The organism is Granulibacter bethesdensis (assembly GCF_001889545.1).
Lineage (GTDB): Bacteria > Pseudomonadota > Alphaproteobacteria > Acetobacterales > Acetobacteraceae > Granulibacter > Granulibacter bethesdensis_B.
This window is the reverse complement of sequence record NZ_CP018194.1, coordinates 1088724-1114177: the sequence shown is the minus strand read 5'-3', so window position 1 is coordinate 1114177 and position 25454 is coordinate 1088724. Positions and strand designations below refer to the sequence as shown.

Here is a 25454-nt window from a genome sequence, read left to right as displayed (position 1 = left end):
GAAAGAGGCTTCTAAAGCCGTTCCAGCGCCGCACCGAGACGGGCGATATCGGCCTCCAGCGCTGCCAGCCGGTCACGGTTTTCTTCCACGACCTCCGGCTTCGCGCGGGCGACGAAATCAGCATTCTCAAGCTTGCGGACTACTTTTGCGGCCTCATCCCGCGCCTTGTCGCGCTCCCGCGTCAGACGTGTCCGCTCGGCGTCCAGATCGATCACCCCCTCCAGAGGAATGACGATAATGGCTTCATCCAGCACAGCCTGGGCACTGCCTTTCGGCAGGGCTCCCTCCAGCGATGTCACGGATGAAGCACGGGCCAGCCGGGCAATCTGATCGCGCCAGCGCTCCGCCCGCGCCACGGTCTCCGCTGCCGCATCTTTCAGCAGGATCGGGGTCAGGGTTGAAGGCGGCACGTTCATCTCATTACGGACGGTGCGGACCTCCCCGATCAGGCGCACCAGCCAGTCGATCTCCTGACGCGCTGCCTCCCGCGCCGGATCGCTGACGCCAACCTCCGGCCATGGCGCACGGATCAGGCTGAATTCCGGCCCGTAGCCAAAATGATCCCACAGCGTTTCCGTCACATAGGGCATGGCGGGATGCAACAGGCGCAGCACCACACCCAGCACATGGGCGGCAACAGCCTTGATCTCGGCAGCTTCCGGGGTATCGGCGGCCAGCAGAATTGGCTTCGCCAGCTCGACGAACCAGTCACAGAAAGTGTTCCAGACAAAGCGATAACAGGTGGCGGCATAGTCGTCGAAACGATACGCTTCCAGAGCCTGCGTCGCTGCCCGGACGGCATCATCCGCGCTGGCCAGAATCCACCGCGACAGAGGTAACGTAACGGTCGCGGGATCAAAGTCCGGCTCTGGCTTCACGCCGTTCCGTTCACAGAACACGGATGCATTCCAAAGCTTCGTGACGAAGCGGCTGGCATCTTCCACCCGCTTCGGACCAAGCTTGATATCGCGCCCCGGCCCGGCCAGCAGGCAGATGGCAAAACGCATCGGGTCGGCACCATGCGCTTCGATCAATGCCAGAGGATCAATCACGTTCCCCTTGGATTTACTCATTTTCTGGCCACGCTCATCACGGACCAGACCATGAATATAGACGTCGCGGAACGGCACCTGTTTCTGCATGTGCAGCCCCATCATCATCATCCGGGCAACCCAGAAGAAAATGATGTCAAAGCCGGTGATCAGCACATCGGTGGGATAATAGCGGGAGAGGATCGAGTCATCCTCAGGCCATCCCAGCGTGCTGAACGGCCACAGAGCAGAGGAGAACCACGTGTCCAGCACGTCCTCATCCTGCGTCAGGGTCTCGCTGCCACCATAGGCAGCCTGCGCTTCCTCAGCCGTCGCGGCCACATAGACGCTTCCATCAGGCGCATACCAGGCAGGTATCCGGTGCCCCCACCACAGCTGACGGCTGATGCACCAGGGCTGAATATCCCGCAGCCAGGCGAAGAATGTGTTTTCCCACTGCTTGGGGACGAAACGCGTATCACCAGACTCCACCGCGGCCACGGCCGGTTTCGCCAGCTCGGCTGCATTGCAGAACCATTGTGTGGTCAGCAGCGGCTCAATCGGCACGCCAGAGCGGTCGCCATGGGGAACCTGATGGGTATGCGGCTCGATCGTTTCGAGGAAACCCATTTCCTCCAGACGCGCCACAATCGCCTTGCGGGCGGCAAACCGCTCCTGCCCCTCAAGCCCGGTGACAAAAGCCGGATCGGCGATATCTGCCGCTTCGGCACAGGTAATCTCGGCCAGCGTGATCCGTCCTTCGCGATCCATGATGGACGGCATCGGCAGATCGTGACGGCGACCAACGGCAAAGTCGTTGAAGTCATGCGCCGGGGTGATTTTCACCGCGCCGGTGCCCTTTTCCGGATCAGAATACGTATCCGCAACAATCGGAATACGACGACCGGTCAGCGGCAGGATCACACATTTCCCGATCAGGGCCGTGTAACGCTCATCCTCCGGATGGACGGCAACGGCGCTGTCACCCAGCATCGTTTCCGGACGGGTCGTGGCAACGATGATGCTGCCCTCCCCGTCCTCCAGCGGATAGCGGATATGCCAGAGATTCCCACGCACCTCCCGGCTTTCCACTTCCAGATCGGAAATGGCGGTCTGAAGCTGGGGATCCCAGTTCACCAGCCGCCGGTCACGATAGATCAGGCCCTGCCGGTACAGCGTCACGAAGACATCCCGCACGGCGGCGGAAAGCCCGTCATCCATGGTGAAACGCTCCCGCCCCCAGTCGAGCGAAGCACCAAGACGACGAAGCTGATTGGTGATATGACCGCCGCTTTCCGCTTTCCAGCGCCAGACGCGCTCCAGAAAAGCATCGCGGCCCATCTCACGCCGGCCCGGCGAACCTTCGGACGCCAGCAGACGCTCTACCACCATCTGGGTTGCAATGCCCGCGTGATCAGTGCCGGGCTGCCACAACACGTCCCGCCCCTGCATACGCCGCCAGCGGACCAGAGAATCCTGCAACGTAAACGTCAGCGCATGCCCCATATGAAGGCTGCCCGTCACGTTGGGCGGGGGAATCATGATGGTAAAAGGTGTGGCAGAGGACTCGGGATTGGCAGCAAAAGCGCCGCCATGTTCCCAGCCCGCATAAATACGCTGCTCATTGGCAGCATGATCGAAATTCTTGCTCAGCATGCGGCGTTCATACACGATGAAATCAGGCTGGGAAACCGGTCCACATGCTCAACTGATGGCCCGTGCCATCATCGCAGGACAATGGTGATCAGTCCTCCCATACAGATCGGGCGGAACGGCATGATCCTTTGCCCTTCCGCCCGTCGAACATAGTGACAGAAAGAATGTGCTGCTTTTACCGACCCGGCTGGTGAACCGCCTCATCACCCGCACCGAACCAGCGATTTCTGACGGCCCTGTAATAGGCCGTCTCATCATAGAGCGGCACCGGCAGATTGAGATCCCTGGCATTCAGTTGCCCGACCGCCTGCGCCACGCCGTAGGATGCATTGATCAGCGAGGCGAGGCTGTTCACCAGATTGGTTCTGGATTGCAGCAGGTTCTGCTGTTGCAGCAGAACGTCATAGGTGGTGCGGCTGCCGACCAGCGCTTCCCGTTCGACACCTTCCACCGCGATCTCATTGGCACGAACCTGAGCATGCTGGCTCTGAATCGCAGCGCGGGCCGCGATCAGGGTCTGCCAGGCCGAGGTAGCCTGCTGCACGGCTGTGCGACGTGCATCATCGACCTGCTTGCGGGATTGCTGCTCCGCCTGTCTTGCCTGACGAATGGACGCATATTCCGAACCGCCCTGATAGATCGGGATCTGCGCTGCCAGAGCAACGGTGCCACCAGTGGACTCATAGCCTTTCTGGGATGAGCCAACCATCTGGAACCCGGTGGTCTGCAAGGTCAGAGTCGGCATCAGGGCTGCGTACTGGACATCGATATTATCCTTGGCCGTTGCATTATCATATAGCGCAGCAATGACCTTTGGATTGTTCACGGCCGCAAGCTTCGTCGCCGCATCCTGATCCTTCGCAGGCAGTTTCAACGGCTGCGGTGCATCAAGTGCTTCCGGCAATGCGCCCACCTGTTGGCGATAGGTCGCCCGCGCCGTCTGGAGATTGCCTTCAGACGTCTGGCGCAGGGCGCGGGCCTGAGCCAGTGCCGCCTCGGCCTGCGCCACGTCGGTACGGGTGATTTCACCCACTCTGAAGCGATCATTCGTCGCCTGCAACTGCCGGGCCAGAACCGATTCATTATTGATATTAATGGCCAGCAACTGCTGCTGCTGGACCACGGAAGTAAAGGCATTGATCGTGTTCATGAACACGGTCTGTTCGGTATCGATCAGCCTTGCGCGCTCCGCCATGACCGTATCCTCGGCCTGATGGGTGCGCGCCGTCACCTTGCCGCCCTGATAGATCGGCTGGCTGAAAGTACCCTGCACAGTATAAAATGGGCGTTCCTGCCTGCGGAGCTGATCCAGGGACCCGCCAAACGCGCCAAAAGCAAGCTGACCGAACCCATATCCCGGCTGTGCCGCCACCGTTATCGTCGGCCGCCAGCCGGACAGGGCGGCAGGCACGTTTTCATCGGTCGAACGCAGCTTCGCCCGTTCCGCCAGCAGCGTTGGATTGGTAGAGTAAGCCGCCGCAAGGGCCTCCCTGAGCGTCACCGGCGGGCGAGCTTGAGCGGAGCCTGCAAAAACGGCCAACCCCTCAAAAACTACCACTCCGAGCATCAAAGCACTACGCAACGTCATCTCTAGACCCTTGTTCTTACAGACCGCCCGTTATGCGGCTGCTTTCCTCTGCATCCGATACCGGACGCAGCAGATACCCCGGCTGTCAAAACGAAAAAGCAGGGACAGCCCGAAATTGCGGTAACAAGCGCGTCATACAGTCGAATGATTCGACCCAGACCGGCCCGGAGGTTCCCTGCTCAACCACCACCGCCTTGCCTGGCCCACCTTCCGGACGCAGCACGGTGACCAGACGGCCATCTTTCCGAAGCTGCGATACGACAGCCTCCGGAATGGAGGCTACGGCACCTTCGATCAGAATCAGATTCCATGGCGCATGCTCCGGGCATCCGGCCTCCAGCTTCCCTGAAACCAGATTGACCGCCGAAGCATGGCGCCCAAGCGCAGTCCGGGCCACGGCGCGCAGCGTATCATCCTCTTCCAGCGCTACCACAGAGACATCACAGGACGCCAGAATGGCAGCGCCGTAACCGGTCCCCGCCCCGATCACCAGACAACGCTCCCCTGCGACCGGAGCCGCCAGTTGCAGCAGGCGGGCCGTGATCAGCGGTTTCAGCATCACCCTGTCATCGGATAGGGGAATGTCATCATCAATATAGGCGAACTCGGCCAGATGTTCGGGCAGAAAATGCTCCCGCGGCAGATGGCGCATGGCCGCCAGAATACGAGGATCAGTCACCCGGTTCGGACGTATCTGCCCGTCAACCATCAAGGCCCGCGCATCTGTCGGAGGCGGCTGAAACTCCTTAGGAGCGGCGGAATAAACAGGGGCTGCGTTATCCATTGGCGACGATCCATGACCGTTATTGCGTCCTCATGATAGCCGCCCGGGCGTAGAAGCGCCATGGCCTGCATGCCACACCTTCGGGATGGTTTCACATCATGACACGCCGGGTTTTACAGAAACCCCTCTTGACCATGCCAGGAGCACAGGACATAAGCCAGCCCCTGCCCTGAATGCTTGATGGTCCGGTGGCAGAGTGGTGATGCAGCGGACTGCAAATCCGTGAATGTGGGTTCGATTCCCGCCCGGACCTCCACCCCGCCCAGGTAGCGGTCATTTTTCCATATGATATTCAACTGTTCCGGCGTTATCCGCTCAGCCGATCACCCGTACGCAATGCAGGTGCCATAGCAACATGAGCCAGAATTTCCCTTCCCCTCCGCCCGGGCTGCGCCTGATGGTCATTCCGGTAACCCCTTTCGAGCAGAACTGCACATTGCTCTGGGATGAGGAAACCAATCGGGGTGTCGTGATTGATCCCGGTGGAGACGCCGCCTCCATCATGGCGGCCATCGACCATCACGGCGTTCTGGTTGAAGGTATCTGGCTGACTCACGGACATCTGGATCACGCAGGCGGGGTGGAGGATCTGAAAACAGCTCTTCAGAACCGCTCCAGTCTGACTGTGCCAGTTTCCGGACCAGACCGGCGTGATCAGTTCCTGATGGAGAACATCGCCCGCCAATCCGCTGCCTACGGGATTCCGGGCATGAAAAATGCCACATCTGACCGCTGGCTGGAGGAAGGGGATACACTCTCCATTGGCAGACATGTGTTTCAGGTTCTGCACTGCCCCGGTCATACGCCAGGCCATATCGTCCTGATCCATCCCGCGCATTTCGCCATTGTCGGCGACGTGCTGTTTCAAGGTTCTGTCGGGCGGACCGATTTTCCCTATGGCAACCCTGATGAGCTTCTGAACTCCATTCACACGAAGCTGCTTCCGTTAGGAGATGAAGTGGCCTTTCTCTGCGGCCATGGACCAGGCTCCACCTTCGGTGCAGAACGGAAAAGCAATCCATTTCTGCAATAAGCACTACGCCACCGGCCTACTGCCCCCTGCACGCCAGACAACCGGACCACTGACCTTATGTCACCCATTGCCCTGCTGCTGATCCAGAGTCTGATCATTGTGGCAGGGCCGGTCCTGGTATGGCACGGCCTGAGATTGCAACGCATCGTGCCGCTGGCGGTCTTGCAGATCCTGTCCGGTATCGTCCTCGGCCCAAGCCTGTTCGGGCGTTTTTTTCCTCACGCCTCTGCATGGCTGTTCAACAGCACCAGCCTTGGCGCACTCAGCGGTCTGGCGACAATCGCCGTACTTCTGTTCGGTTTCGTGGCCGGTCTGCATCTGACCCCCGGCAGCATGCGCGGCGACAATTCAGGCGACCGGCCGGGGCTGCTGATCAGACTGATCACAGGCAGCATTCTGGTGCCAACCATACTGGGGAGCGCTGCCGGGCTGGCATGCGGGTTTTCCTTTCCGCTGGCTGCTGCCACAGGAATTTCCGCCGGCGTAACCGCTTTGCCGGTTCTGGCAGCAATCCTGCGGGAAAATGGCCTCTCCTCCTCTCGCCTTGGTCAAAGCGCGCTGCGGATTGCAGCCGCCAATGATGCCGGATTGTGGATTCTGCTCGCGCTGTTACTTGCAGCCGGAAGCGATCACCGGTTTCTGCTGATCCTGCTGGTCGGTCCGATCTGGTTTCTCGGGCTGCCGAAACTGATGCGCCGTGCCTCTCCATGGCTGCTGGGGCATGAAGACCGTCTTATGGCCGTGGCCGGAACCTATGCGCTCGCATCTGGATTACTGACCGAGTGGCTGGGGCTTCAATATATTCTCGGTGCTTTTATGGCGGGTGCGACGATTCCCCTCTCAATGCGGGGAGAGCTGCTGGTCAGGCTGGAATCCACCTGTATCACTCTGCTGATGCCGTTTTTCTTCATGCTGACAGGGCTTCGCACCTCCATCGACCCACATTCCAGCGAGTTCTGGATCGTGCTGGCGGTCGCCATGCTGTCTGCCGTGATCGGAAAAATGACAGGCGTTGCCATGATGGGCCGTATCGGCGGAGAGTCGTGGCGCTTTGGTCTGGCCCTTGGGGCGTTGCTCCAGACCAAAGGGCTGATGGAGGTCATCGTCGTCAACATGCTGCGCACGGCCCATCTGATCGACGATGACGCTTTCTCCGCCCTGATTGTCATGGCACTGATCTGCACCGCCATCGCCATGCCGTTGGCAAAGAGAGTGCTGCGCGACCGATCAGTTATGGTTGAAGCTACCAGCTTCCTCCAGCGTCATCGGTCTTGAAACCGGGTGTTTCGCAAAGAAATCCACCGCGCGGCTGATATCCTCGATCAGCAGGGTCGCCAGATCAAAGCTGACCCCATGCCGCACCAGAATACGCTGGATCACCAGATCCTCACGATTGGCAGGCATGGAATAGGCCGGCACCTGCCAGCCGCGGCTGCGCAGCCGATCCGCCAGATCATAGAGCGTGTAACCACCGATCCCGGCCCCGTCCTTTAAGGTCCAGCACAAGGCCGGAATACCGGTGGCCGGGTCTCCATCATACAGGATGTGGAACGGCCCCATCTGCGCGATCTGCTTCGCCAGATATTGCGCGGTGGCGTAACAGGCGGATTGGATTTTCGTGTATCCCTCCCGCCCCAGCCGGAGGAAATTATAATACTGCGAGACAACCTGTCCGCCCGGACGGGAAAAATTCAGCGCGAAATTGGGCATATCGCCGCCGAGGTAATTGACGTTGAAAACCAGCTCCTCCGGCAGATCGGCGGCCTCCCGCCAGATGATCCAACCCACGCCCAGCGGGGCGAGGCCGAATTTATGCCCGGATGTGTTAATCGACTTCACACGCGGCAGACGGAAATCCCACACAAGGTCGGAGGCACAGAAAGGAGCCAGAAAACCACCACTGGCGCCGTCCACATGAATGGGGATATCGAGGCCGGTTTCAGCCTGCAATCGATCCAGCGCATCGCTGACCTCCCTGACCGGCTCATACTGGCAGGTAAAGGTCACACCGAGAGTAGGCACCACGCCGATGGTATTTTCATCGACGCGTTTCAGCACTTCCTCCACATTCATCAATAACCGGTCGCCCTCAAGCGGAATTTCGCGCAGCTCGACATCGAAATAACGGGCGAATTTATGCCAGCATATCTGCACCGGGCCGCAGATGAGGTTGGGCCTGTCCACAGGAAGCCCCGCCGCCTGCCGCGCCTTGCGCCAGCGCCATTTCATGGCCAGACCGCCCAGCATCGCGGCTTCTGACGACCCAACTGTCGAGCATCCCATCGTACCACGGGGATCAGGCGCATGCCACAGATCGGCCAGCATCGCGACACACCGGTTCTCGATCTCGGCAGTCTGCGGGTACTCATCCTTGTCGATCATGTTCTTGTCGATCGACAGGTTCATCAGCTCATGGATTTCGTCATCCACCCAGGTCTGGCAGAACGTGGCCAGATTCTGCCGCGAATTGCCATCCAGCATCAGTTCATCACGGATTGACGCAAAAACATGGCGCGGTGCGTGTTCCTGCTGAGGAAATTCATATTTGGGCAACGCCACCGCCAGGTCGCCCGACGCATAAAAATCGTCGAGCAGTTCGCTGCGCATGTTGTTTTCAGGACTATCCGCTTGCAAGACCATGCTCCCCGACTGGTAAAAATGAATGATGGCCTGAGCCTATCACATCCCAGGAGACCAGGTTGCGATGAAACGCTGTCTGAAAACAGCAAATCATGAACGCGTCTTGTCAACGATGCCCGCAAGACGGTGCATCTACGCCAGCAAAGGCGAACAGCCCAAGAGGTCGCCTACCGGTTCATGCACGCGATCGCGGGCGATCTGCCGGGCTTTGGAGAAGGCGAGGCGCGCCTTGCTCACGGATGACCGGTCCGCGCTTGAACAGAGGATCGCCACACGGGCGCAGGGCCATCCATTCATCCGGATCAAGACAAAACGAGAGGTCAAAAATACCAACTATACCGAGCCGGTGCAGAAAGGGTGCTCTTCATAAAGCCGCCAGTCAATCGGCGGCTTTTTATTCCTGCTGGGATTGGCCTTGATCTGGGCGGTAGCGCCAATGGCATCGACGGTTGCATGCAACCTGGTCATCAGCCCTCCCTTTTTGCGCCACTCGCCCAGTTACAGCTTCAGCGTCCTGCCTTGATGCGCCAGACCGAGCGGATCAACGCATCGATATCCTCATGCGTGTTGTAGACCGCAAAAGACGGCCGCACCGAGCTCTCAATCCCAAAGCGCCTCAGAATCGGCTGGGCACAATGATGTCCGGAGCGCACGGCGATACCATCACGCGACAGAGCCTTGCCAACGTCCTCGGTCTTCATGCCATCAACAATGAAGGAAACAACGCCAGCACGCTCCTTCGGATTGCCGATGATCCTGACGTCCGAAATTGTCTTCAGCTGCCGCACACAATCCTCAATGAGGGCATGTTCGTGCGCTGCCACAGCCGGAAGGCCGAGACGAGAGAGATATGCCAGCGCCGCGCCCAGACCCACGGCATCCGCGATATTGCCGGTGCCCGCCTCGAACAGAAACGGCGGCGGCTGATAGCGGATCTCTTCGAAGGTCACATCCGCGATCATGTTGCCGCCGCTCTGATAGGGCGGCATGGAATCGAGGATTGCCTTCTTGCCGTACAGCGCGCCGATGCCCGTCGGGCCGAACACCTTATGTCCGGAGAGAACGAACCAATCGGCATCAAGCGCCAGCACATCAGTCGGCATATGGGAAACCGACTGCGCGCCATCGACGAGCACTTTCGCCCCCGCCGCATGCGCCATCGCCACCAGAAGCGCCGCCGGCGTCACGGTGCCAAGTGCATTCGACACCTGCGTCAGCGACACGAGCTTTGTACGTGGCGTCAGCAGGCTCGCGAAAGCCTCAACAATGATATCGCCATTGTCATCGACGGGTGCGACCTTGAGCTTGGCTCCAACCGACTTTGCCAGACGATGCCACGGCACGATATTGGCGTGGTGTTCCAGCCAGGTGATCAGGATTTCGTCGCCGGGCCCGATATTGGCGCGCCCCCAAGTCTCGGCGACAAGGTTGATACCTTCGGTGGTGCCACGCACGAAGACGATTTCATCCGTCGAGCCGGCATTGATGAATTGGCGCACTTCCTCGCGCGCTGCCTCATAGGCATCCGTCGCCCGCGCCGCCAATGTGTGGGCGGCGCGATGGATATTGGAGTTCTCGTGCTCGTAGAAATAGCTTAGCCGGTCGATGACCGCGCGCGGCTTTTGTGTCGTCGCGGCATTATCGAGCCAAATGAGCGGCTTTCCATTAACGCGCTCATTGAGGATCGGAAAATCCTGACGCACCAGATAAGGGTTGAAGCCTGCACCAGAGCTGGCGGCACCTTCCCCATGCGTCGAAGGCTGGTTCAGCGGCACCTTGACCGCCGGAGCCACCGCTGGTGGCTGCGGCAGGGGCTTCAGGAAATAGGGGTCACCCGACGACTGCCCGATGCTCGGAGCAGTTCCACCGCCTGCCGGTTGCTGGATGGCCAGCCCCGATGCCGGACGATGATCATGTCCGGCAAGCAGTTCCTTCAACTCGGACTCGTTCGGCAATGTCTGATCGAGCGACGGGATAGGCCGCAACGCAGCCTCCGGACGCTGTGCAGCAAAGCCTGTTATATAGAGCCCCGGCTCGGAGCTGCGGTTCTGGTTGGCAATCGAGCCGAGATTGGGATCCGCCGAGACCGGAAGGGTCGCGAACGGGCTCGGTCCCGGCACGGTCGGAACGACGCGAGCGGCAGCCGGAATCGGCGGTGCAGGCATAGATGGCGGGGCAAAGCCTGCCCCCGCCACTGCCGGCGCAGTCGGTTGTTGTTGGGCGGGCGATGCCGGACCAAAGGCCCCAGCACTTCCCGGCAATGCCCGGAAGAAGGCATTTGCCATTTCCGCCAGCGCAGCCGTATCCGGCATCCCTGGCGGGCTGGTCAGATCTGCAGGTGCGTTGGGATCAGGCATAGGTGTGGAACTGCGTGATATCGATGTTTTCGAGAACTGCCGCCGCATCGTCGGTCAGAATCACAAGCGAGCAATAGAGCGACACGAGATAGGAGGCGATCGCCTTATCATTGATACCCATGAAGCGAACCGACAGGCCCATCGACTGTTCACCCGGCAAGTTCGGCTGGAACAGACCGACTACGCCCTGCCGCTGCTGGCCGACACGCAGCAGGATGATCGATGACTTGCCATTGACGACCGGCACCTTGTCGGACGGAACAATCGGAATGCCACGCCAGCTGAGGAACGGCGAGCCAAACATGGTGATGGTTGCCGGCGGCACGCCGCGGCGGGTGCACTCACGACCGAATGCGGCAATTGTGTCGGGGTGCGCGAGGAAAAATCCAGGCTCCTTCCAGCACTTGGCGATAAGGCTGTCCATCGCATCAGGTGTCGGCAAACCGGTGGGGCTTTCGATCCGCTGCGACTTGGCCACATTCGCCAGCAGACCATATTCCTCGGAATTGATGAGCTGGCTTTCCTGCTGTTCCTTGATGACCTCGATCGACAGGCGAAGCTGCTCCGAGATCTGGTTGTGCGGCGAAGAATAGAGGTCCGAGATCCGCGTGTGGACATCCACCACCGTATTGACCGCGCACAACATGTACTCACGCGGGTTAGGTTCATAATCGACGAAGGTCTGCGGCAATTCGCGTTCATCGCGTCCGGAGCAGCCGACAATGACGTTTTCCTCGTTCTTGACCCGGTTAACGCGGAGAATACCTGCCTCAACCGGCATCCACTCCAGGCAATGCACCAGCCAGCGCGGACTGATCGACACCATCTGCGGCACAGTCTTGGTCGCATTGGCAAGCTGGCGGGCGGCTTCATCGCCGAGGGACGTCAGATGAGGCGTATCAGACATGATCGAGAACCTTCACGTAAATCATTTGCCCTAATCCGCTTGCGGCGGGCTCACATCATCTTTGTATAGGAGATCAATTGTATCTACAATGAAATATTTCCTACAAAATTGGCATGTTTTAGTAATAGATCAAACTGACCTTGCGCGGGACAGGCAAACACAACAATATAATCAGGATCATGGCCTGGGCGCTCGCTGATTACGGCCTTGCCGAATCTATGCTAATAGCCCTGCTTTAAATGCAGTCTGCATCCATTGGCGCATGAGAGATCAAGCTGTTTGCCGGTTCCGGCCTGAGGCACCAGCACTGCCGCACCATCGAAGCAGCCTGCGCGCAGATCGGAGAGCGCCCGATTGGCATCTCTCAATGGATACGTCGTGATTTGTGTCTTGACGCCGATTTGCAAGGCGAGAGACAGAAACTCCAGAGCATCCTTGCGTGTCAGATTGGCGACGGAAACAACCTTCCGTTCTTCCCACAACAGGGAATAAGGAAAACTCGGAATATCGCTCATGTGAATTCCGGCACAGACGACTTGCCCTCCCTTGCGAACCGCCCTGAGTGCCTGAGGCACAAGGGCGCCAACGGGGGCGAACAGGATCGCGGCGTCAAGGAATTCCGGCGGTGTCTCGTCGGAGCCGCCAGCCCAATGCGCGCCCAGATCGAGTGCAAAACGTTGCGAGGCAAGATTGCCCGGCCTGGTAAATGCGTAGATGTCGCGACCTTGCCATCGGGCAATCTGGGCGATGATATGCGCCGCCGCGCCAAAGCCATAAAGACCGAGACGCTTGCCATCGCCCGCCATGACGAGGGAGCGCCAGCCAATAAGCCCGGCGCAGAGAAGTGGCGCGAGATCGACGTCGTTGCCTGGTCCGCCGAGTGGAAAGGTGAATTGTGCTTCGGCAGTCACCATCGTCGCATAGCCACCGTCACGTGTGTAGCCCGTGAACTCGGGCGCATCGCAAAGGTTCTCATGCCCTGACCGGCAATATGGACACGCCCCGCAAGTATGACCGAGCCAGGGAATGCCAACTCGCTCACCGATATGGAACCCGGAAACCCCCTCGCCGAGAGCATCGACGTAACCGACGATTTCGTGACCCGGAATGATCGGCAGGCGCGGATTGGGCAACTCGCCATCCGTTACATGCAGATCGGTCCGGCACACGCCGCACGCTGCCACACGGACACGGAGCTCACCGGGACCGGGAACAGGATCCGGCCGCTCGATCCATTCGAGCGGCGAGCCGTTAACTGTCAGGACCATGGCTTGCATGGTGTCTATTTCTCAAAGTCGATGACGACACGGCCCTGGATATCACCCTCGTGCATGCGGGCGAAGATGTCGTTGATATTCTCCAATCGCTCGGTCGAGATCGTCGCCTTGACCTTGCCGTCGCCAGCGAAGTCGAGGGCTTCCTGGAGATCGAGCCGTGTGCCGACGATCGAGCCGCGCACAGTTGTTCCGTTCAGAACAGTGTCGAAGATCGACAGGGGGAAGTCGCCCGGCGGCAGACCGTTGAGCGAGACCGTGCCGCCACGATCGACCATATGAAGTGCCTGTTCGAACGCCTTCGGCGAAACAGCGGTGACGAGCACGCCCTGGACTCCACGGGCCTCCTTCTTGACGAAGGCGACCGGATCGGCCTTTTTGGCATTGACGGCGAGCGATGCGCCCAACCTTTTGGCAAGGTCGAGCTTGGCATCGTCGATATCGACGGCGATGACATTCAGGCCCATGGCCTTCGCATATTGCACAGCGAGATGGCCAAGCCCGCCGATCCCCGAAATCACCACCCAGTCGCCAGGCTTGGTGTCGGTCACTTTGAGCCCCTTGTAGACAGTGACGCCTGCGCAAAGGATGGGCGCGATATCGACGAAGGAGACGTTCTCCGGCAGATGTCCGACAAAGTTCGGGTCCGCGACGACATATTCAGCAAAGCTGCCGTTGACGGAATACCCCGTATTCTGCTGTTCCTCACAGAGCGTTTCCCAGCCCCCGAGGCAGTGCTTGCAATGGCCACAGGCGGTGTAAAGCCAGGGAACGCCAACGCGGTCGCCTTCCTTGACATGCCTGACGCCGGAACCAACCGCCACGACGTGCCCCACGCCCTCATGACCGGGAATAAAGGGTGGTTTCGGCTTGACCGGCCAATCGCCGTCGGCGGCATGCAGATCGGTGTGGCAGACACCAGTCGCTGCGATCTTGACGAGAATTTGTCCCGCACCCGGCCTGGGCACCGGAACTTCTTCCAAAACGAGCGGTTTTCCGAATTCGCGGACGACTGCCGCCTTCATGCTCTTGTCCATGACAGCCTCTTCAGAACCGGGCGTCGATATCGACGATGTCAATGAGTTTGTGATTGACGAACTCCTTGAGGCCGAGGCCCAGAAGCTCACGTCCGTAGCCCGAGCGCCGGACCCCACCGAATGGCAGGTCCGCCTCGACCTTGGTCGGGTGGTTGATGAACACCATGCCGGTCGAGATCTTCCTGGCGACCTCCGCACCGTGTTTCGTGTCCGACGTGAACACCGAACCGCCCAAGCCGAATGGCGAGTCATTGGCAATACGGATCGCATCCTCCTCGTCCTTCGCCCGGAACAACATCGATACCGGGCCGAAGAACTCCCAGTAACGGGCCGGATTATCCTCTCCGACGTCGGTCAGAATGGTCGGCTGCACGAACGCGCCCTGATTGGGGACGGGAGGGCCGACCTCCTCGGCCTTCGCGCCATGAGCGACGGCCTGCTTGATCTTGTCCCTGATGTCGTCAGCGGCGCCCTGCGAGGATAGCGGAGCGAGCGTGGTTTCGGGGGCGAAGGGATCACCCGCCTTCAGGCTCGCGACGCCTTGACGGTATCGCGCCAGAAACTCGTCATAGACCTTGTCGACAATGATCATGCGTTTGGACGAGACGCAGACCTGGCCGCCGTTCCAGTGCCGGCCGAAGACAGCCCATCTGACAGTCTTTTCCAGATCGGCGTCGGCCAGAACGACAAAAGCGTCGGCCCCGCCAAGCTCCATGGTCGATTTCTTCAACGCTCTGCCTGCCTGCGCCGCGACGACCGCGCCGGCATCCTCCGACCCCGTCAGCGCCACGCCATGAACGCGCGGGTCGTTGATGATCATCTCCACCTGCGAGCGAGTGGCATAGAGATTGGTGAAGGCGCCGGCGGGCAGACCTGCTTCATGCATCAGCCGTTCGAAAGCCGCCGCGCTCTGCGGCACGTTGGAGGCGTGCTTGAGAAGCATCGTGTTACCGGCCGAGAGCTGCGGCGCGATGATCCGGGCGATTTGGTAATAGGGGAAATTCCACGGCTCGATGGCGAGCAGAACGCCGAGCGGCTCGCAGACGATCACGGCCTCGCCTTCGGCCGGATCTGCGACTTTCAAGAGTTCAGGCCGCAACAGGGATTCGGCGTTCCTGACATAATATTCGAAGATCTTCGCAGACAGTTCGACCTCGGCCTTTGCCTCGGTGAAAAGCTTGCCCATTTCCAGCGTCAGAAGCTTGGCGTAGGCATCGGCATCCTTGCGCAGAAGGTTCGCCGCCTTCTGGAGCACGGCGCCACGTTCCGCGAACGACGTGTCGCGCCAGGCGAGAAAGGCTGCGTGGGCAGCATCTATGGCATGGCCGACCTCCGTGTCCGTGGCGTTCGGAAAGGTCTTGAGAATTTCACCCGTGTACGGGTAGGTGGTCGCGTAGGTCATGTCCGTTTCTTTCGTTGAACAGGAAGATAACCGTCGACTTCAGGCGGCGGCCGGCTCCTTTGTTGCCAGTTCCTTGATGGATTGAACCATTTGGGTCAGCACGGCCTGGGCATCGCCGTAAACCATGTTGCAGTTGTCAGCGTAAAAAAGCAGGTTCTCGACCCCGGCATAGCCGCGTCCCTGTCCACGCTTGACGACGTAGACCTGATGGGCCTTGTCGACGTTGAGGATCGGCATACCGTAGATCGGCGATGTCTTGTCGGTGCGGGCAGCCGGGTTCACGACGTCGTTGGCGCCGATGACCAATGCGACATCCGTCGAGGCGAAAGCATCGTTGATGTCTTCCATGTCGAAGATGATGTCGTAGGGAACGCCAGCCTCGGCGAGAAGAACGTTCATGTGCCCCGGCATGCGTCCGGCAACCGGATGGATGGCAAATTTGACATCGACGCCGGCGGCCTGCAGCAGTTTGACGAATTCATAGAGCTTCTGCTGCGCCTGGGCGACAGCCAGGCCGTAACCCGGTACAATGATGACCGAAGAGGCGTAGCGCATGGCGATCGCCGCATCGTCCGCATTGACCGGCTTCAGACTGCCCGCAACCTCGCTGCTTCCCGTCGCGACGGTGTCGCCGAAATTGCTGAACAGCACATTGGAGAGCGACCGGTTCATCGCCTTCGCCATGAGGACGGTCAGCAGCGTGCCGGCAGAGCCGACCACCATGCCTGCAATCATCAAGGCGGGATTGGCGAGCGCATAGCCTTCAAGCCCGACGGCGAGACCGGTGAAGGCGTTATAGAGCGAGATCACCACGGGCATGTCCGCACCGCCGATCGGCAACGTCATCAGCACGCCGAAAGCCAGCGCCACCAGGAAGAAGGCCGGCGCAAGCGCTCCTGCCAGGCCGCCCCCACCATATGTAACCGTCAGTCCGGCAAGCATGAGAGCGAGCAGAAAGATGCCGCCATTGAGAACCTGCTGGCCCTGGAAGCGCCACGGCTTGTTAATCCGGCCGTCCAGCTTCGCCCAGGCGATGATGGAACCGGTCAGCGAAACCGAACCGATCAAGGCGCCGGCAAGCGTCACGCCGGTCAGTAAAAGGCTCGTGGAAGGGCCCCGAACGACCTCGGCTGCCGCAATCGCCGCCGCCGCTCCGCCGCCCATACCATTATAGAGCGCGACCATCTGCGGCATGCCGGTCATGGCCACCCTGCGGCCGCTCCACAGCGCCCAGCCGCCGCCAATCAGAAGCGCAGCCGCGGCAAGCCCGAGATTCTGCGGGAGTTTGGTCTGTGCTTCCGGGGAAAGGTGCACAAGGACGAGGAAGGCAGCCATGACGGCCACCAGCATGCCGAGCCCGGCGATCTTGATACCGGCCAGTGCCGTGACCGGCGACGACATGCGTTTCAGGCCGAAGATGAAGAGACCGGCGGCGGCCAGACCACTTACACCCTCCAGAGACGTGAGAAGAAGAGTGTATGACATGGTCAACCTCCCTTCGGGCCGCTGGCGCGGAACATGGCCAACATGCGGTCGGTGACGACGTAGCCGCCGGTCGCGTTTGCTGCGCCCAGCAGGACACCGATGAAGCCGATGCCCTGCGCCGCAGGGCCGGTAGCAGTCAGCAGGGTGTGTAGCGCGCCGACGACGACGATACCGTGGATGAAGTTCGATCCCGACATCAGCGGCGTGTGCAAGATTGATGGCACACGGCTTATCACTTCATAGCCAGTGAAGGCCGCGAGCATGAAGATATAGAGGGCAACGAGCCATGTGAGTGTGACGTCGCTGGTCATGCTGCCGTCTCCTTGAGCCTGACGGCCGCGAGCGCGGCCTGAACGGCCGGATTGCGGATGGCTCCGTCATGGGTGAGCACGGTTCCGGCGATGACCGCGTCGTCGAAATCGGGATGGATGGTCCCGTCCTTGACGATCAGTTCGACAAGGTTGGCGACGTTCTTGGCGTAAAGTTCGCTCGCATGCTGAGCGAGCATGGAGGGCGCGTTCACAAGCCCGAGGATGGTGACCGGACCGACCGCCACCGTTTCACCGGGTCGCGTGCCTTCGCAGTTGCCGCCGCCTTCCGCGCCGAGATCGACGATGACGGAACCCGGCTTCATGGCGGCGATCTGCCTGGCCGAGATCAGCTTCGGTGCCGGACGACCCGGAACCGAGGCCGTGGTAATGATCAGGTCAGCCTCAGCGATATGCCTGTCGAGCACGGACCGGACCTTCGCCTGTTCCTCGGCCGTCAGTTCGCGGGCATAGCCGCCTTCGCCACGCGCATCGACGCCCGTGTCGACGAATTTGGCGCCGAGCGACAGGGCCTGCTCCTTCGTTTCCGGGCGGACGTCGTATCCCTCGGTCACGGCACCGAGGCGATGGGCTGTGGCAAGCGCCTGCAATCCGGCGACACCGAGCCCCATGACCAGAACCCGTGCCGCACGCAGCGATCCGACCGCCGTCGTCATCATGGGCAGGATACGCGGCATATGCACGGCCCCGATGAGCGGGGCGTAGTAACCGGCAAGCGCCGCCTGGCTCGACAAGGCGTCCATCGCCTGGGCGCGGCTGATACGCGGGATCTGTTCCATCGCAAAGCTTGTGATCTTGCCATCGCGGAGCGCTTTGACGAGATCAGGAGAGGCTGCCCCATAGACGAACGAGATCAGGGCCGCGCCCGCCTTCATCATCCGGACCGTTTCAACGGGGGGCGGTTGTACGGCGAGCACGATATCCGCCTCACTCAGGAGCTTCCGCCGGTCCAGCTCGATCCGGCAACCGACATAAGCCGTATCGGTGAATGTGGCGCTCAGCCCTGCGCCGGATTCGATCCTGATGTCCGCGCCCAGACGCGTCAGGCGGGATGCGACCGCCGGTATTAACGCCACACGCTTTTCTTCCGCATGGGCCTCTTTGAGAAGGCCAAGCACGAAAGCCATGGAAAGCCTGCCTTTCTGCCGGTTCGCTTCATGCATCCGGCTTTGATTGTCAGGCGTAAGCTGCGCTTCGGCGGCGGCACGCGCATTGATCGGAATCAACGTGCGAACTGAAACTTTCCCTATGCTTCGAGCGCATCAAGCATCGTGCGTGTCTTCAACGCCGTCGGCCCATTCCTTGGAACAGCAGGGGGGTCACGCCAATCACCTCCCGGATTTCGACTTCCCGTGGCTGAAATCGGAGCGGATGATGCCGTCGAGCGCCTCGAATTGGCGCTGAGTGCCGGCCCAGACATCCTACCACTTTGGTTCTGGCCACTTTGGTTCTGGCCACTTTGGTTCTGGAAGGACGCCGATTATCCGAGACCGGGCACTATTTAAACTTTGTGGCCGTCAAAAGCCGCCGCCCCCTTTGTCGCGTACATATCATTGCACGCTCTGCGAAGAATTCAGCGTTCGGCGGCTATAGTGTATCTTGGAAGGCAATCGGCAGAATTTGGCGCACCCGAGGTGAAAGCGATGGGCACTCAGATCATTGGGAAATTCGAGTGGCGAGGGCGGCTTAACAGCTGTTAGGCGTCGCCGTTGCCGGCCATCAACCTGTAAATTGGGATACTACGGTTCGCTTTCTGCAGGCTGAGCTTGCATCAACGGCGTGCTGCAGACGACGCGCTGCCGCAGACGCTGATCGTCAACGACGATGCGCTGCTACGGCGCGCGGTGTGCGATGGCGCGGGTATCGCGTTCGTGATCGAGAGCATCATGGCCGACGATCTGGCGGCGGGGCGACTGGTCGAACTGTTCCCCGAACATTGTCCGCCCTTTCCCGGCTTCTTCATCTATCATGCCAGCCGGCGGCAGATGCGTCCGGCGGTGCGCGCGACGATCGATTTCTTCGTGGCCGCTAATCGGGTCGAGCCTTTTCGTTCGCCGCGCCTGCACGATAGCCTCGTTTAGGATTGCTATCGCGATCGTGGATTCATTCTCATCGGGATCGAGAAATGGGAATGTCGCCATTCCCTGACCCTTGCCATCGCGATCGGCCAAGGCGAAACAGGGGGAGCATGATCTACGAAGCTGAAATCGCGCGAGCAGAGGAGGCGTTACGGGCGGCGATGCTCGCTGGTGACGTGACCGCATTGTCGGCGCTGATCGATGACCGTCTCGTGTTTACCGGCCCTGATGGAACGGTCGTAGGTAAGGACCAAGACCTTTCGGCGCACGCATCGGGTGTCCTCAAGCTGACTGAAATATCTCTGACGGAAGGGCAGTTTCATCCCGTCGACGATATGATGCTTGCGACCACGAAGGCCACGCTTGCCGGCACGTTTGGCGACATGACGATCGACGGAACCTACGCATACACACGCCTATGGTCGCGAACTTCCGGGCAATGGCGTGTGATAGCTGGTCAAGCTGGGCGGATCGGCTGACCTTTCGCGATTGGGAGGGCGGCGAGTCCGCCGAGGCATTCCCATTGGGATGGCATTATGGGGATTGTGCCAAGCCTAAGCGTTCGCAGAGCACAGGCGATATCAATCAAGGTATTTGCCGGTTTTTGCACCGTCGCGATGGCGAACGCGAACGGAAGTGATTCGATCGGCGGGCATGAGGTTGGCGTTGACGCCACGCATTTTGCGCGATCGTCGGCGCGGCACCCAGTGGGTGACACACCCGCAGCAACGGCAACGGTGAAAATCGACGTTGCGACCATTCCACGTATACGTATCGGTCTCGACCCCATCAGGTATCGCGACGCTGGCCTCGTCGTAATACGCCCAGACGACGCCATAGCTGCGGCAGAGCGAGCAATTGCATCGCGTCAGCTCGGTCGGAAGCTCCGACAGCGTAATTGCGACGGCACCACAATGGCAGGTGGCGGTGAGGGGCATGGTCACCCCAGGCTTTCTGCCACTGTCGGCGAAAACGCATCACCGTTAGTCATCGCGGTTTGCCGACGATGGCGACGAATCGCTCGATCAGCTGGGCGACCTCATCGGGTTTCTCCTCTGCCACCCAGTGGCCGGCCCCCTCGATCGTCGCCGAGCGTACCTCCGACACGCCGTGGTCACGTAGCGCCTGTGCCAGCACTTGTACGCCCGCACCCAAGCTCCGGTCTGCGCCAGCCACCAGCATTGGCACAGCCAACGGCTCGCGCTGTCCGTCGTTGAACAGCTTGTCCTGCGGGAATGTCCGGTAGAACCCGAAACCTGCAGATAGCTGGTTTGCCGATTCATAGGCGGCCGCGTAACCGGCCACATCCACATCACTGATCGCCTTGGGATTGCCGGCGTTGCTGTCGATGAAGTAGCGGAAGTAGCTCGCTTGCCGGCCCGCGACGAGTTGCTCGGTAAGCGGCGCTTGCGCGTTGAACTGGAAGTGCCAAGCCTGCTGGATCGTTTCGATTTTGTCCCACGGCGCCAAACCGGGAAGCGGCACGTCGAGGATTGCCACGCCCTGCACATCGCCGGGAAACTGGCGCGCATAGGCATATGCCACCATGCCGCCTATGTCGTGGCCAACTAGCACAACGCGCCTAGCTCCAAGACCCTGAACGAACCCGTGCAGATCTCGCGCCACCGCGGCCTTAGAGAAATCGCGTGACGGCGATGTCAAGCCTCCGACACCCGGCAAGTCCACCGCGACTACGCGATAGCGCGTTGCAAGCCGGGGCATGATCTTGTGCCACTCGTCGGCATCCTGCGGCCAGCCGTGCAGCAAGACGATCAACGTATCTCCTGCCCCCGCTTCCAGGTAACGGAAGCGCTGGACACCAACCCAGGCCCGTCGATCGGCGATGGAAGCGATTGGGGCCACCGCCGGAAGCGCTGGTAGAGCAGCAAGCCCGACGGGCATACCCGCGAACAGAAGGGCAAGAACGAGGCGTGAGACGAACATGCGCGTTCTCCGCTCAGCTATCGAAAATGAGCGACTGGCTAACCATCGCACCGGCCAGCGATCCATCGGCAACAGCACGCGCCACCATCGACGGAAATGCCGCAATGTCGCCGGCGGCATAGACGCCTGGAACCGACGTCATCATCCGCTCGTCGACGGCCAGAATGGAGCCCGCCAAAGTTTCCCGCATGGTACAGCCCAGCGCGCTGGCGACATGGCCACGCGGTTCGATCCCCGGCGCGACATAGAGAGCATCCAGAGGGATGGACCGCGCAGGCGTCGTTTCGACATGGCTTAGCCTGCCCTCAGGGCCACGCAGCGCTGTGATCGGCGCGGTTTCAAGCGCGATCCCATACGCGGCGAGCGTATCGCTTTCTTCGATCTCGACGCCATGGGTGAACAGCGTCGTCGGCCCCCAGTTCGCGATCAGGCGCGCGTGATGCAAGGAAGCGGGGCCGGCATAAAGGACGCCAAGCCGATGATCGGCATATTCATAGCCATGGCAATAGGGGCAGTGCAGGACGCTTGTTCCCCACCGCTCGGCAAGACCGTCGATCGGCGGCAGGATGTCGCGAACGCCGCTGGCGAGAATCAGACGGCGTCCCTCGAGTACCCCACCCGCGGCGAGCATGACGGAGAAGCCATCTTGTGCGCCAGCCGCGCTGATCGCCTCGCCATTGCCCAAGCAAACCGTCTGATAGGGCTTCAACTGGTCTCGCGCCGTCGCGAGCATCGCGGCGGGCGTCGATCCATCATGGTTGAAAAACGCGTGCGATCGCGGTGAGAAGCGGTTGCGGGGTGTCCCGGTGTCGAGAACGACGACATCGTGTCGGCCACGCGCCAGATACATGGCCGCGGACAGCCCCGCGAAGCTGCCGCCGATAATGATTGCATCATGCATGTCGGATATCCGATCGCTTCATTCCGATTGCGGCCAGCCGCTTATCGAAATCTTTGGACAGGGAGGCCAAGGTCACGGCTTCCATACGGCTGAGCAGGACCGCCTCCGCCTGTTGCCGGGCGTCATCCAGCTCGGCGTTCACGGCCTGCTCAACTAGACAGGACGAATGATCGCTACGGTTTCCAAAAGCGAAAAGCCGAGGCCGGCCGATGGCATCGTAGAGCATTCGCAATGTCACCTCCTTGGGGCGACGCGCCAGCGTCCATCCGCCGCCCGGCCCTTTTGTCGATCGCACGATCCCCGCCTCACGCAGCCCTGCAAATGTCCGGCGGGCGACCACGGGATTGCTCCCCATCGCCTTGGCCATCGCATCGGATGTCATCGGCGCAGATGCATCGGCCATGTGAAGCAGCAGGTGCAGAATACTGGACAGGCGAACGTCGTCAGACATGTAACTCTACATGTTACATTCTTGGGAGGGCGTCAAGGGGAGCGACTGTCGGCTGATCCCTGCCGACAGTCGCATTGGATTGGAACATCGCCTGACAGCATGGGAGTTCCTCGAACACCTGCTGACAGCCCCCCACTTACCGCATCCACACCATCCTGACCGACAAGGGCAATCAGTTCGCCGACCAGTCTCGTAACCGCAACACCGCCTGGTCCCGCCAGATGCGCTTCGACATGATCTGCGAGGCAAACGACATCGGGCACCGTCTGACGAAGCCGAACCATCCCTGGACCAACGGACAGGTCGAAAGGATGAACCGAACCATCAAGGAGGCAACAGTCAATCGCTTCCACTACAAGAGCCACGACCAGCTGCGGACGCCCCTCGCCGACTTCATGGCCGCCTATGACTTTGCCCGCCGGCTCAAGACGCTCGGCGGCCTCACGCCCTACGAATACATCGCCAGAATCTGGACGTCAGACCCAGATCGGTTCATCATCAATCCGATCTACCATATACCGGGACTAAACACCTAGCGCATGAGATCGTCGGCAAAGCGGCGGAGCAGCTTGCGCAATTCGTCCAATTCCGCGTCCGTCCAGGACGCCAGGATGCGATTGGCGAGCCGTTCGCGGGCCGCATTCAGTGCAACGATCATGTCGAGCCCCTTGGCGCTGACTATCGCCTCCCGCACACGCTTGTCCGTCGCCGATGGCCGGCGTTCGACAAGGCCCAGATCCTCCAGTTTCGCCATCTGACGGCTGACCGTCGTATGATCCCGACCGGTGCGATCAGCCAGGTCGACGACCCCAATCGGTCCATATCGCCAGATCCGCCCAAGCAAGGGGAACAGCGCCCGGTCGAGCGCGATGCCTGCCTCCTCGATCAGCCGGTCATCGCGGCGGGGGCGGTTCATCTCGTCAACCAGATCGATGACGGCGCTGTGCAGGTCGCGCAGAATCTCGCTGTCGTGTGTATTATTCACGCTTTTAGTTGCTTCGTTGGTTGTGTCCATATATGTGCATATTACACATTTACTCGAGGAGAGGGCAATGTCCTACGACACCGACGTCCTGATCATCGGCGCAGGAGCCGCAGGCCTCACCCTGGCCGTCGATCTCGCGCGTCGCAGCGTGGCCTTCATGCTCGTCGAGCAAAACGAGCAGCCATTCGGCGGCTCCCGGGGCAAAGGGATCCAGCCTAGGACGCTGGAGGTGTTCGAGGATCTCGGCTTTGTTGATCGGCTTGCTGCAATGGGGGCGCCCTATCCCCCGGTGCGGGAATATCGTCCAGACGGAAGCACGCATGACACGTCGCTGACCGGAGGCGCCATGCCGACCCCCGCCGAACCCTACGCCGCGCCCTTGATGGTGCCCCAGTTCGCAACCGAAGCCGTTATGCGGGAGAGGCTGGCCGAACTCGGGCACAGGCCCGCGTTCGGCCGGAAACTGTTAGAGTTCGACCAGGATGCCGATGGCGTCACCGCGCGAGTCACGGATGCTGCTGGCGACCATGTCATTCGCGCCCGTTATATGGTCGGCACGGACGGCGGTCGCAGCGTCGTGCGCCATGCACTCGGCATCGGGTTTTCCGGAGAGACGCTCGGCATCCGCGCATTCGTCGCCGATGTGCAATTGGAGGGGCTCGATCGGACCGCATGGCATCGGTTTCAGCGCGGCAACGGCGCGACGCAGGTGATGATCTGCCCGCTCGCCGGGACGGACCTCTTCCAGCTTCAGGGTCCGGTAGCTCTGGAGGGAGAGGTCGACCTGTCGCCCGCTGGCCTGACCGCACTGGTCGCGGCGCGGAGCGGCTTGCCGGGGATTGTCATCCGTTCGGTCCACTGGTCGTCGATCTATGCGATGAACGCGCGCTTGGCGGACCAGTATCGGAGCGGGCGTGTCTTCCTCGCCGGTGACGCTGCGCACATCCATCCCCCCACCGGCGGCCAGGGTCTCAACACCAGCGTACAGGACGCCTATAATCTCGGCTGGAAGCTGGGGGCAGTTCTTGCACACGCGCCGGTGGCTTTGCTCGACAGCTATGAAGAGGAACGCCGCCCGATCGCGGCGAACATGCTCGGGCTGTCGACCCGCCTGCTCGGCGAAATGCAGCAGGGGCCGATGCGCCGCAACCGCGAGGTCAGGCAGCTCGATCTCGGCTATCGTGGCGCGTCGCTGTCTGTCACGGGATCACTGACCGGCACGAGGCTCCAACCCGGCGATCGTGCGCCGGACGCACCGTGCCGCGGCCGCGCTGGCCAGCCGACACGGCTATTCACCGTGTTTCAGGGGCCGCAATGGACGCTGCTCGGCTTTGACGCCGGGGCGCGGCCAGTAGCTCGTCCGGGCCTTCGTATGGCGCTGATCGGTGATCGAGGCGACCTCTTGGACGATGGCGGTCATATCGCCGACGCCTATGGATTGCGCGCCGACGAATGGGCGCTCATCCGGCCGGATGGCTATTTGGCTGGGGTGTTTGGCACCCACGAACGCCAAAACGGGCTCGAACGCTATCTGGAAGGCGTTCTCCCCGCCAAATTGCCATGACGCGCATC

Annotated in this window: 24 protein-coding genes, 1 tRNA gene and 1 pseudogene; 8 read left to right on the top strand and 18 right to left on the bottom strand. The window is 60.8% G+C overall.

Features of this window, described 5'->3' with window-relative positions:
• Positions 1-11: 11 nt before the first annotated feature.
• From GbCGDNIH8_RS04985 to GbCGDNIH8_RS04975, 3 genes are all read right to left on the bottom strand, one after another.
• Positions 12-2687 (bottom strand): valine--tRNA ligase, encoded by a 2676-nt coding sequence (locus GbCGDNIH8_RS04985; protein WP_072572324.1) that lies wholly within the window; start codon positions 2685-2687, stop codon positions 12-14.
• 175 nt (positions 2688-2862) lie between these two features.
• A complete protein-coding gene (locus tag GbCGDNIH8_RS04980; RefSeq protein WP_072572323.1) occupies positions 2863-4275 on the bottom strand; it encodes a TolC family outer membrane protein in 1413 nt (470 codons plus the stop codon).
• A gap of 85 nt (positions 4276-4360) precedes the next feature.
• Positions 4361-5059 (bottom strand): protein-L-isoaspartate O-methyltransferase family protein, encoded by a 699-nt coding sequence (locus tag GbCGDNIH8_RS04975; RefSeq protein WP_081368849.1) that lies wholly within the window; start codon positions 5057-5059, stop codon positions 4361-4363.
• Between the two features lie 182 nt (positions 5060-5241).
• Between GbCGDNIH8_RS04975 and GbCGDNIH8_RS04970 the strand changes: the two genes are divergently transcribed.
• From GbCGDNIH8_RS04970 to GbCGDNIH8_RS04960, 3 genes are all read left to right on the top strand, one after another.
• Positions 5242-5315, top strand: a tRNA-Cys gene (locus tag GbCGDNIH8_RS04970).
• Between the two features lie 99 nt (positions 5316-5414).
• Positions 5415-6092, top strand: a complete 678-nt coding sequence (locus GbCGDNIH8_RS04965) for an MBL fold metallo-hydrolase (protein ID WP_072572322.1) — start codon at positions 5415-5417, stop codon at positions 6090-6092.
• Positions 6093-6149: 57 nt separating this feature from the next.
• Entirely contained in the window at positions 6150-7367 is a 1218-nt protein-coding gene (locus GbCGDNIH8_RS04960; RefSeq protein ID WP_072572321.1) for a cation:proton antiporter, read from the top strand.
• Here GbCGDNIH8_RS04960 and gad read toward each other — a convergent pair.
• Complete coding sequence (gad, locus tag GbCGDNIH8_RS04955; RefSeq protein ID WP_072572320.1) at positions 7320-8699, bottom strand: glutamate decarboxylase; 1380 nt, start codon at positions 8697-8699, stop codon at positions 7320-7322. The genes GbCGDNIH8_RS04960 and gad overlap by 48 nt on opposite strands.
• Before the next feature lie 159 nt (positions 8700-8858).
• On the opposite strand from gad, the gene GbCGDNIH8_RS13180 reads away from it, so the two are divergent.
• A complete protein-coding gene (locus GbCGDNIH8_RS13180; protein ID WP_253736118.1) occupies positions 8859-8975 on the top strand; it encodes a DUF2239 family protein in 117 nt (38 codons plus the stop codon).
• A gap of 90 nt (positions 8976-9065) precedes the next feature.
• On the opposite strand, the gene GbCGDNIH8_RS13245 is transcribed toward GbCGDNIH8_RS13180, so the two are convergent.
• The 9 genes from GbCGDNIH8_RS13245 to GbCGDNIH8_RS04910 all read right to left on the bottom strand — a co-directional run bounded on the left by GbCGDNIH8_RS13245 (position 9066) and on the right by GbCGDNIH8_RS04910 (position 18650).
• Entirely contained in the window at positions 9066-9200 is a 135-nt protein-coding gene (locus GbCGDNIH8_RS13245) for a hypothetical protein (protein WP_301335570.1), read from the bottom strand.
• Positions 9201-9238: 38 nt separating this feature from the next.
• A complete protein-coding gene (locus GbCGDNIH8_RS04945) occupies positions 9239-11089 on the bottom strand; it encodes a SufS family cysteine desulfurase (RefSeq protein ID WP_172822897.1) in 1851 nt (616 codons plus the stop codon).
• The gene (locus tag GbCGDNIH8_RS04940; RefSeq protein WP_072572319.1) at positions 11082-11996 is read right to left on the bottom strand and encodes a family 2A encapsulin nanocompartment shell protein; all 915 of its coding nucleotides are present in this window, start codon (positions 11994-11996) and stop codon (positions 11082-11084) included. The genes GbCGDNIH8_RS04945 and GbCGDNIH8_RS04940 overlap by 8 nt, the downstream gene beginning before the upstream one ends.
• Positions 11997-12217: 221 nt before the next feature.
• Positions 12218-13273, bottom strand: a complete 1056-nt coding sequence (locus GbCGDNIH8_RS04935; protein WP_081368848.1) for a zinc-dependent alcohol dehydrogenase family protein — start codon at positions 13271-13273, stop codon at positions 12218-12220.
• A 5-nt stretch (positions 13274-13278) separates the two neighbouring features.
• Entirely contained in the window at positions 13279-14307 is a 1029-nt protein-coding gene (gene adhP, locus GbCGDNIH8_RS04930) for an alcohol dehydrogenase AdhP (protein ID WP_072572318.1), read from the bottom strand.
• Between the two features lie 10 nt (positions 14308-14317).
• Entirely contained in the window at positions 14318-15709 is a 1392-nt protein-coding gene (locus GbCGDNIH8_RS04925) for an NAD-dependent succinate-semialdehyde dehydrogenase (RefSeq protein ID WP_072572317.1), read from the bottom strand.
• Between the two features lie 39 nt (positions 15710-15748).
• Positions 15749-17194 (bottom strand): NAD(P)(+) transhydrogenase (Re/Si-specific) subunit beta, encoded by a 1446-nt coding sequence (locus GbCGDNIH8_RS04920; RefSeq protein WP_072572316.1) that lies wholly within the window; start codon positions 17192-17194, stop codon positions 15749-15751.
• Between the two features lie 2 nt (positions 17195-17196).
• Positions 17197-17505 (bottom strand): NAD(P) transhydrogenase subunit alpha part 2, encoded by a 309-nt coding sequence (locus tag GbCGDNIH8_RS04915; protein WP_072572315.1) that lies wholly within the window; start codon positions 17503-17505, stop codon positions 17197-17199.
• Positions 17502-18650: an NAD(P) transhydrogenase subunit alpha gene (locus tag GbCGDNIH8_RS04910; RefSeq protein ID WP_072573647.1), complete on the bottom strand. Its 1149-nt coding sequence runs from the start codon at positions 18648-18650 to the stop codon at positions 17502-17504. Before GbCGDNIH8_RS04910 ends, GbCGDNIH8_RS04915 begins: the two co-directional genes overlap by 4 nt.
• A 639-nt stretch (positions 18651-19289) precedes the next feature.
• Between GbCGDNIH8_RS04910 and GbCGDNIH8_RS04905 the strand changes: the two genes are divergently transcribed.
• Positions 19290-19604, top strand: a complete 315-nt coding sequence (locus GbCGDNIH8_RS04905; protein ID WP_072572314.1) for a LysR substrate-binding domain-containing protein — start codon at positions 19290-19292, stop codon at positions 19602-19604.
• Positions 19605-19711: 107 nt separating this feature from the next.
• Positions 19712-20080, top strand: a complete 369-nt coding sequence (locus tag GbCGDNIH8_RS04900; RefSeq protein ID WP_072572313.1) for a nuclear transport factor 2 family protein — start codon at positions 19712-19714, stop codon at positions 20078-20080.
• A 102-nt stretch (positions 20081-20182) separates the two neighbouring features.
• Here GbCGDNIH8_RS04900 and GbCGDNIH8_RS04895 read toward each other — a convergent pair whose 3' ends face one another.
• From GbCGDNIH8_RS04895 to GbCGDNIH8_RS04880, 4 genes are read right to left on the bottom strand one after another with little or no spacing between them, the layout of a single operon-like run.
• The gene (locus GbCGDNIH8_RS04895; protein WP_072572312.1) at positions 20183-20539 is read right to left on the bottom strand and encodes a GFA family protein; all 357 of its coding nucleotides are present in this window, start codon (positions 20537-20539) and stop codon (positions 20183-20185) included.
• 49 nt (positions 20540-20588) lie between these two features.
• Positions 20589-21545, bottom strand: a complete 957-nt coding sequence (locus GbCGDNIH8_RS04890) for an alpha/beta fold hydrolase (RefSeq protein ID WP_072572311.1) — start codon at positions 21543-21545, stop codon at positions 20589-20591.
• Positions 21546-21558: 13 nt separating this feature from the next.
• On the bottom strand, positions 21559-22446 hold the full coding sequence (locus GbCGDNIH8_RS04885; RefSeq protein ID WP_072572310.1) for an NAD(P)/FAD-dependent oxidoreductase: 888 nt from the start codon (positions 22444-22446) through the stop codon (positions 21559-21561).
• Positions 22439-22897, bottom strand: a complete 459-nt coding sequence (locus GbCGDNIH8_RS04880) for an RrF2 family transcriptional regulator (protein ID WP_072572309.1) — start codon at positions 22895-22897, stop codon at positions 22439-22441. The genes GbCGDNIH8_RS04885 and GbCGDNIH8_RS04880 overlap by 8 nt, the downstream gene beginning before the upstream one ends.
• A gap of 245 nt (positions 22898-23142) precedes the next feature.
• On the opposite strand from GbCGDNIH8_RS04880, the pseudogene GbCGDNIH8_RS04875 reads away from it, so the two are divergent.
• A pseudogene (locus tag GbCGDNIH8_RS04875) lies at positions 23143-23433 on the top strand (integrase core domain-containing protein); the annotation flags it as partial.
• Here GbCGDNIH8_RS04875 and GbCGDNIH8_RS04870 read toward each other — a convergent pair.
• The gene (locus tag GbCGDNIH8_RS04870) at positions 23430-23882 is read right to left on the bottom strand and encodes a MarR family winged helix-turn-helix transcriptional regulator (RefSeq protein WP_198353716.1); all 453 of its coding nucleotides are present in this window, start codon (positions 23880-23882) and stop codon (positions 23430-23432) included. The pseudogene GbCGDNIH8_RS04875 and the gene GbCGDNIH8_RS04870 sit on opposite strands and share 4 nt — an antisense overlap.
• A gap of 67 nt (positions 23883-23949) precedes the next feature.
• On the opposite strand from GbCGDNIH8_RS04870, the gene GbCGDNIH8_RS04865 reads away from it, so the two are divergent.
• On the top strand, positions 23950-25446 hold the full coding sequence (locus tag GbCGDNIH8_RS04865) for an FAD-dependent oxidoreductase (protein ID WP_072572307.1): 1497 nt from the start codon (positions 23950-23952) through the stop codon (positions 25444-25446).
• The last annotated feature ends 8 nt before the right edge of the window (positions 25447-25454 follow it).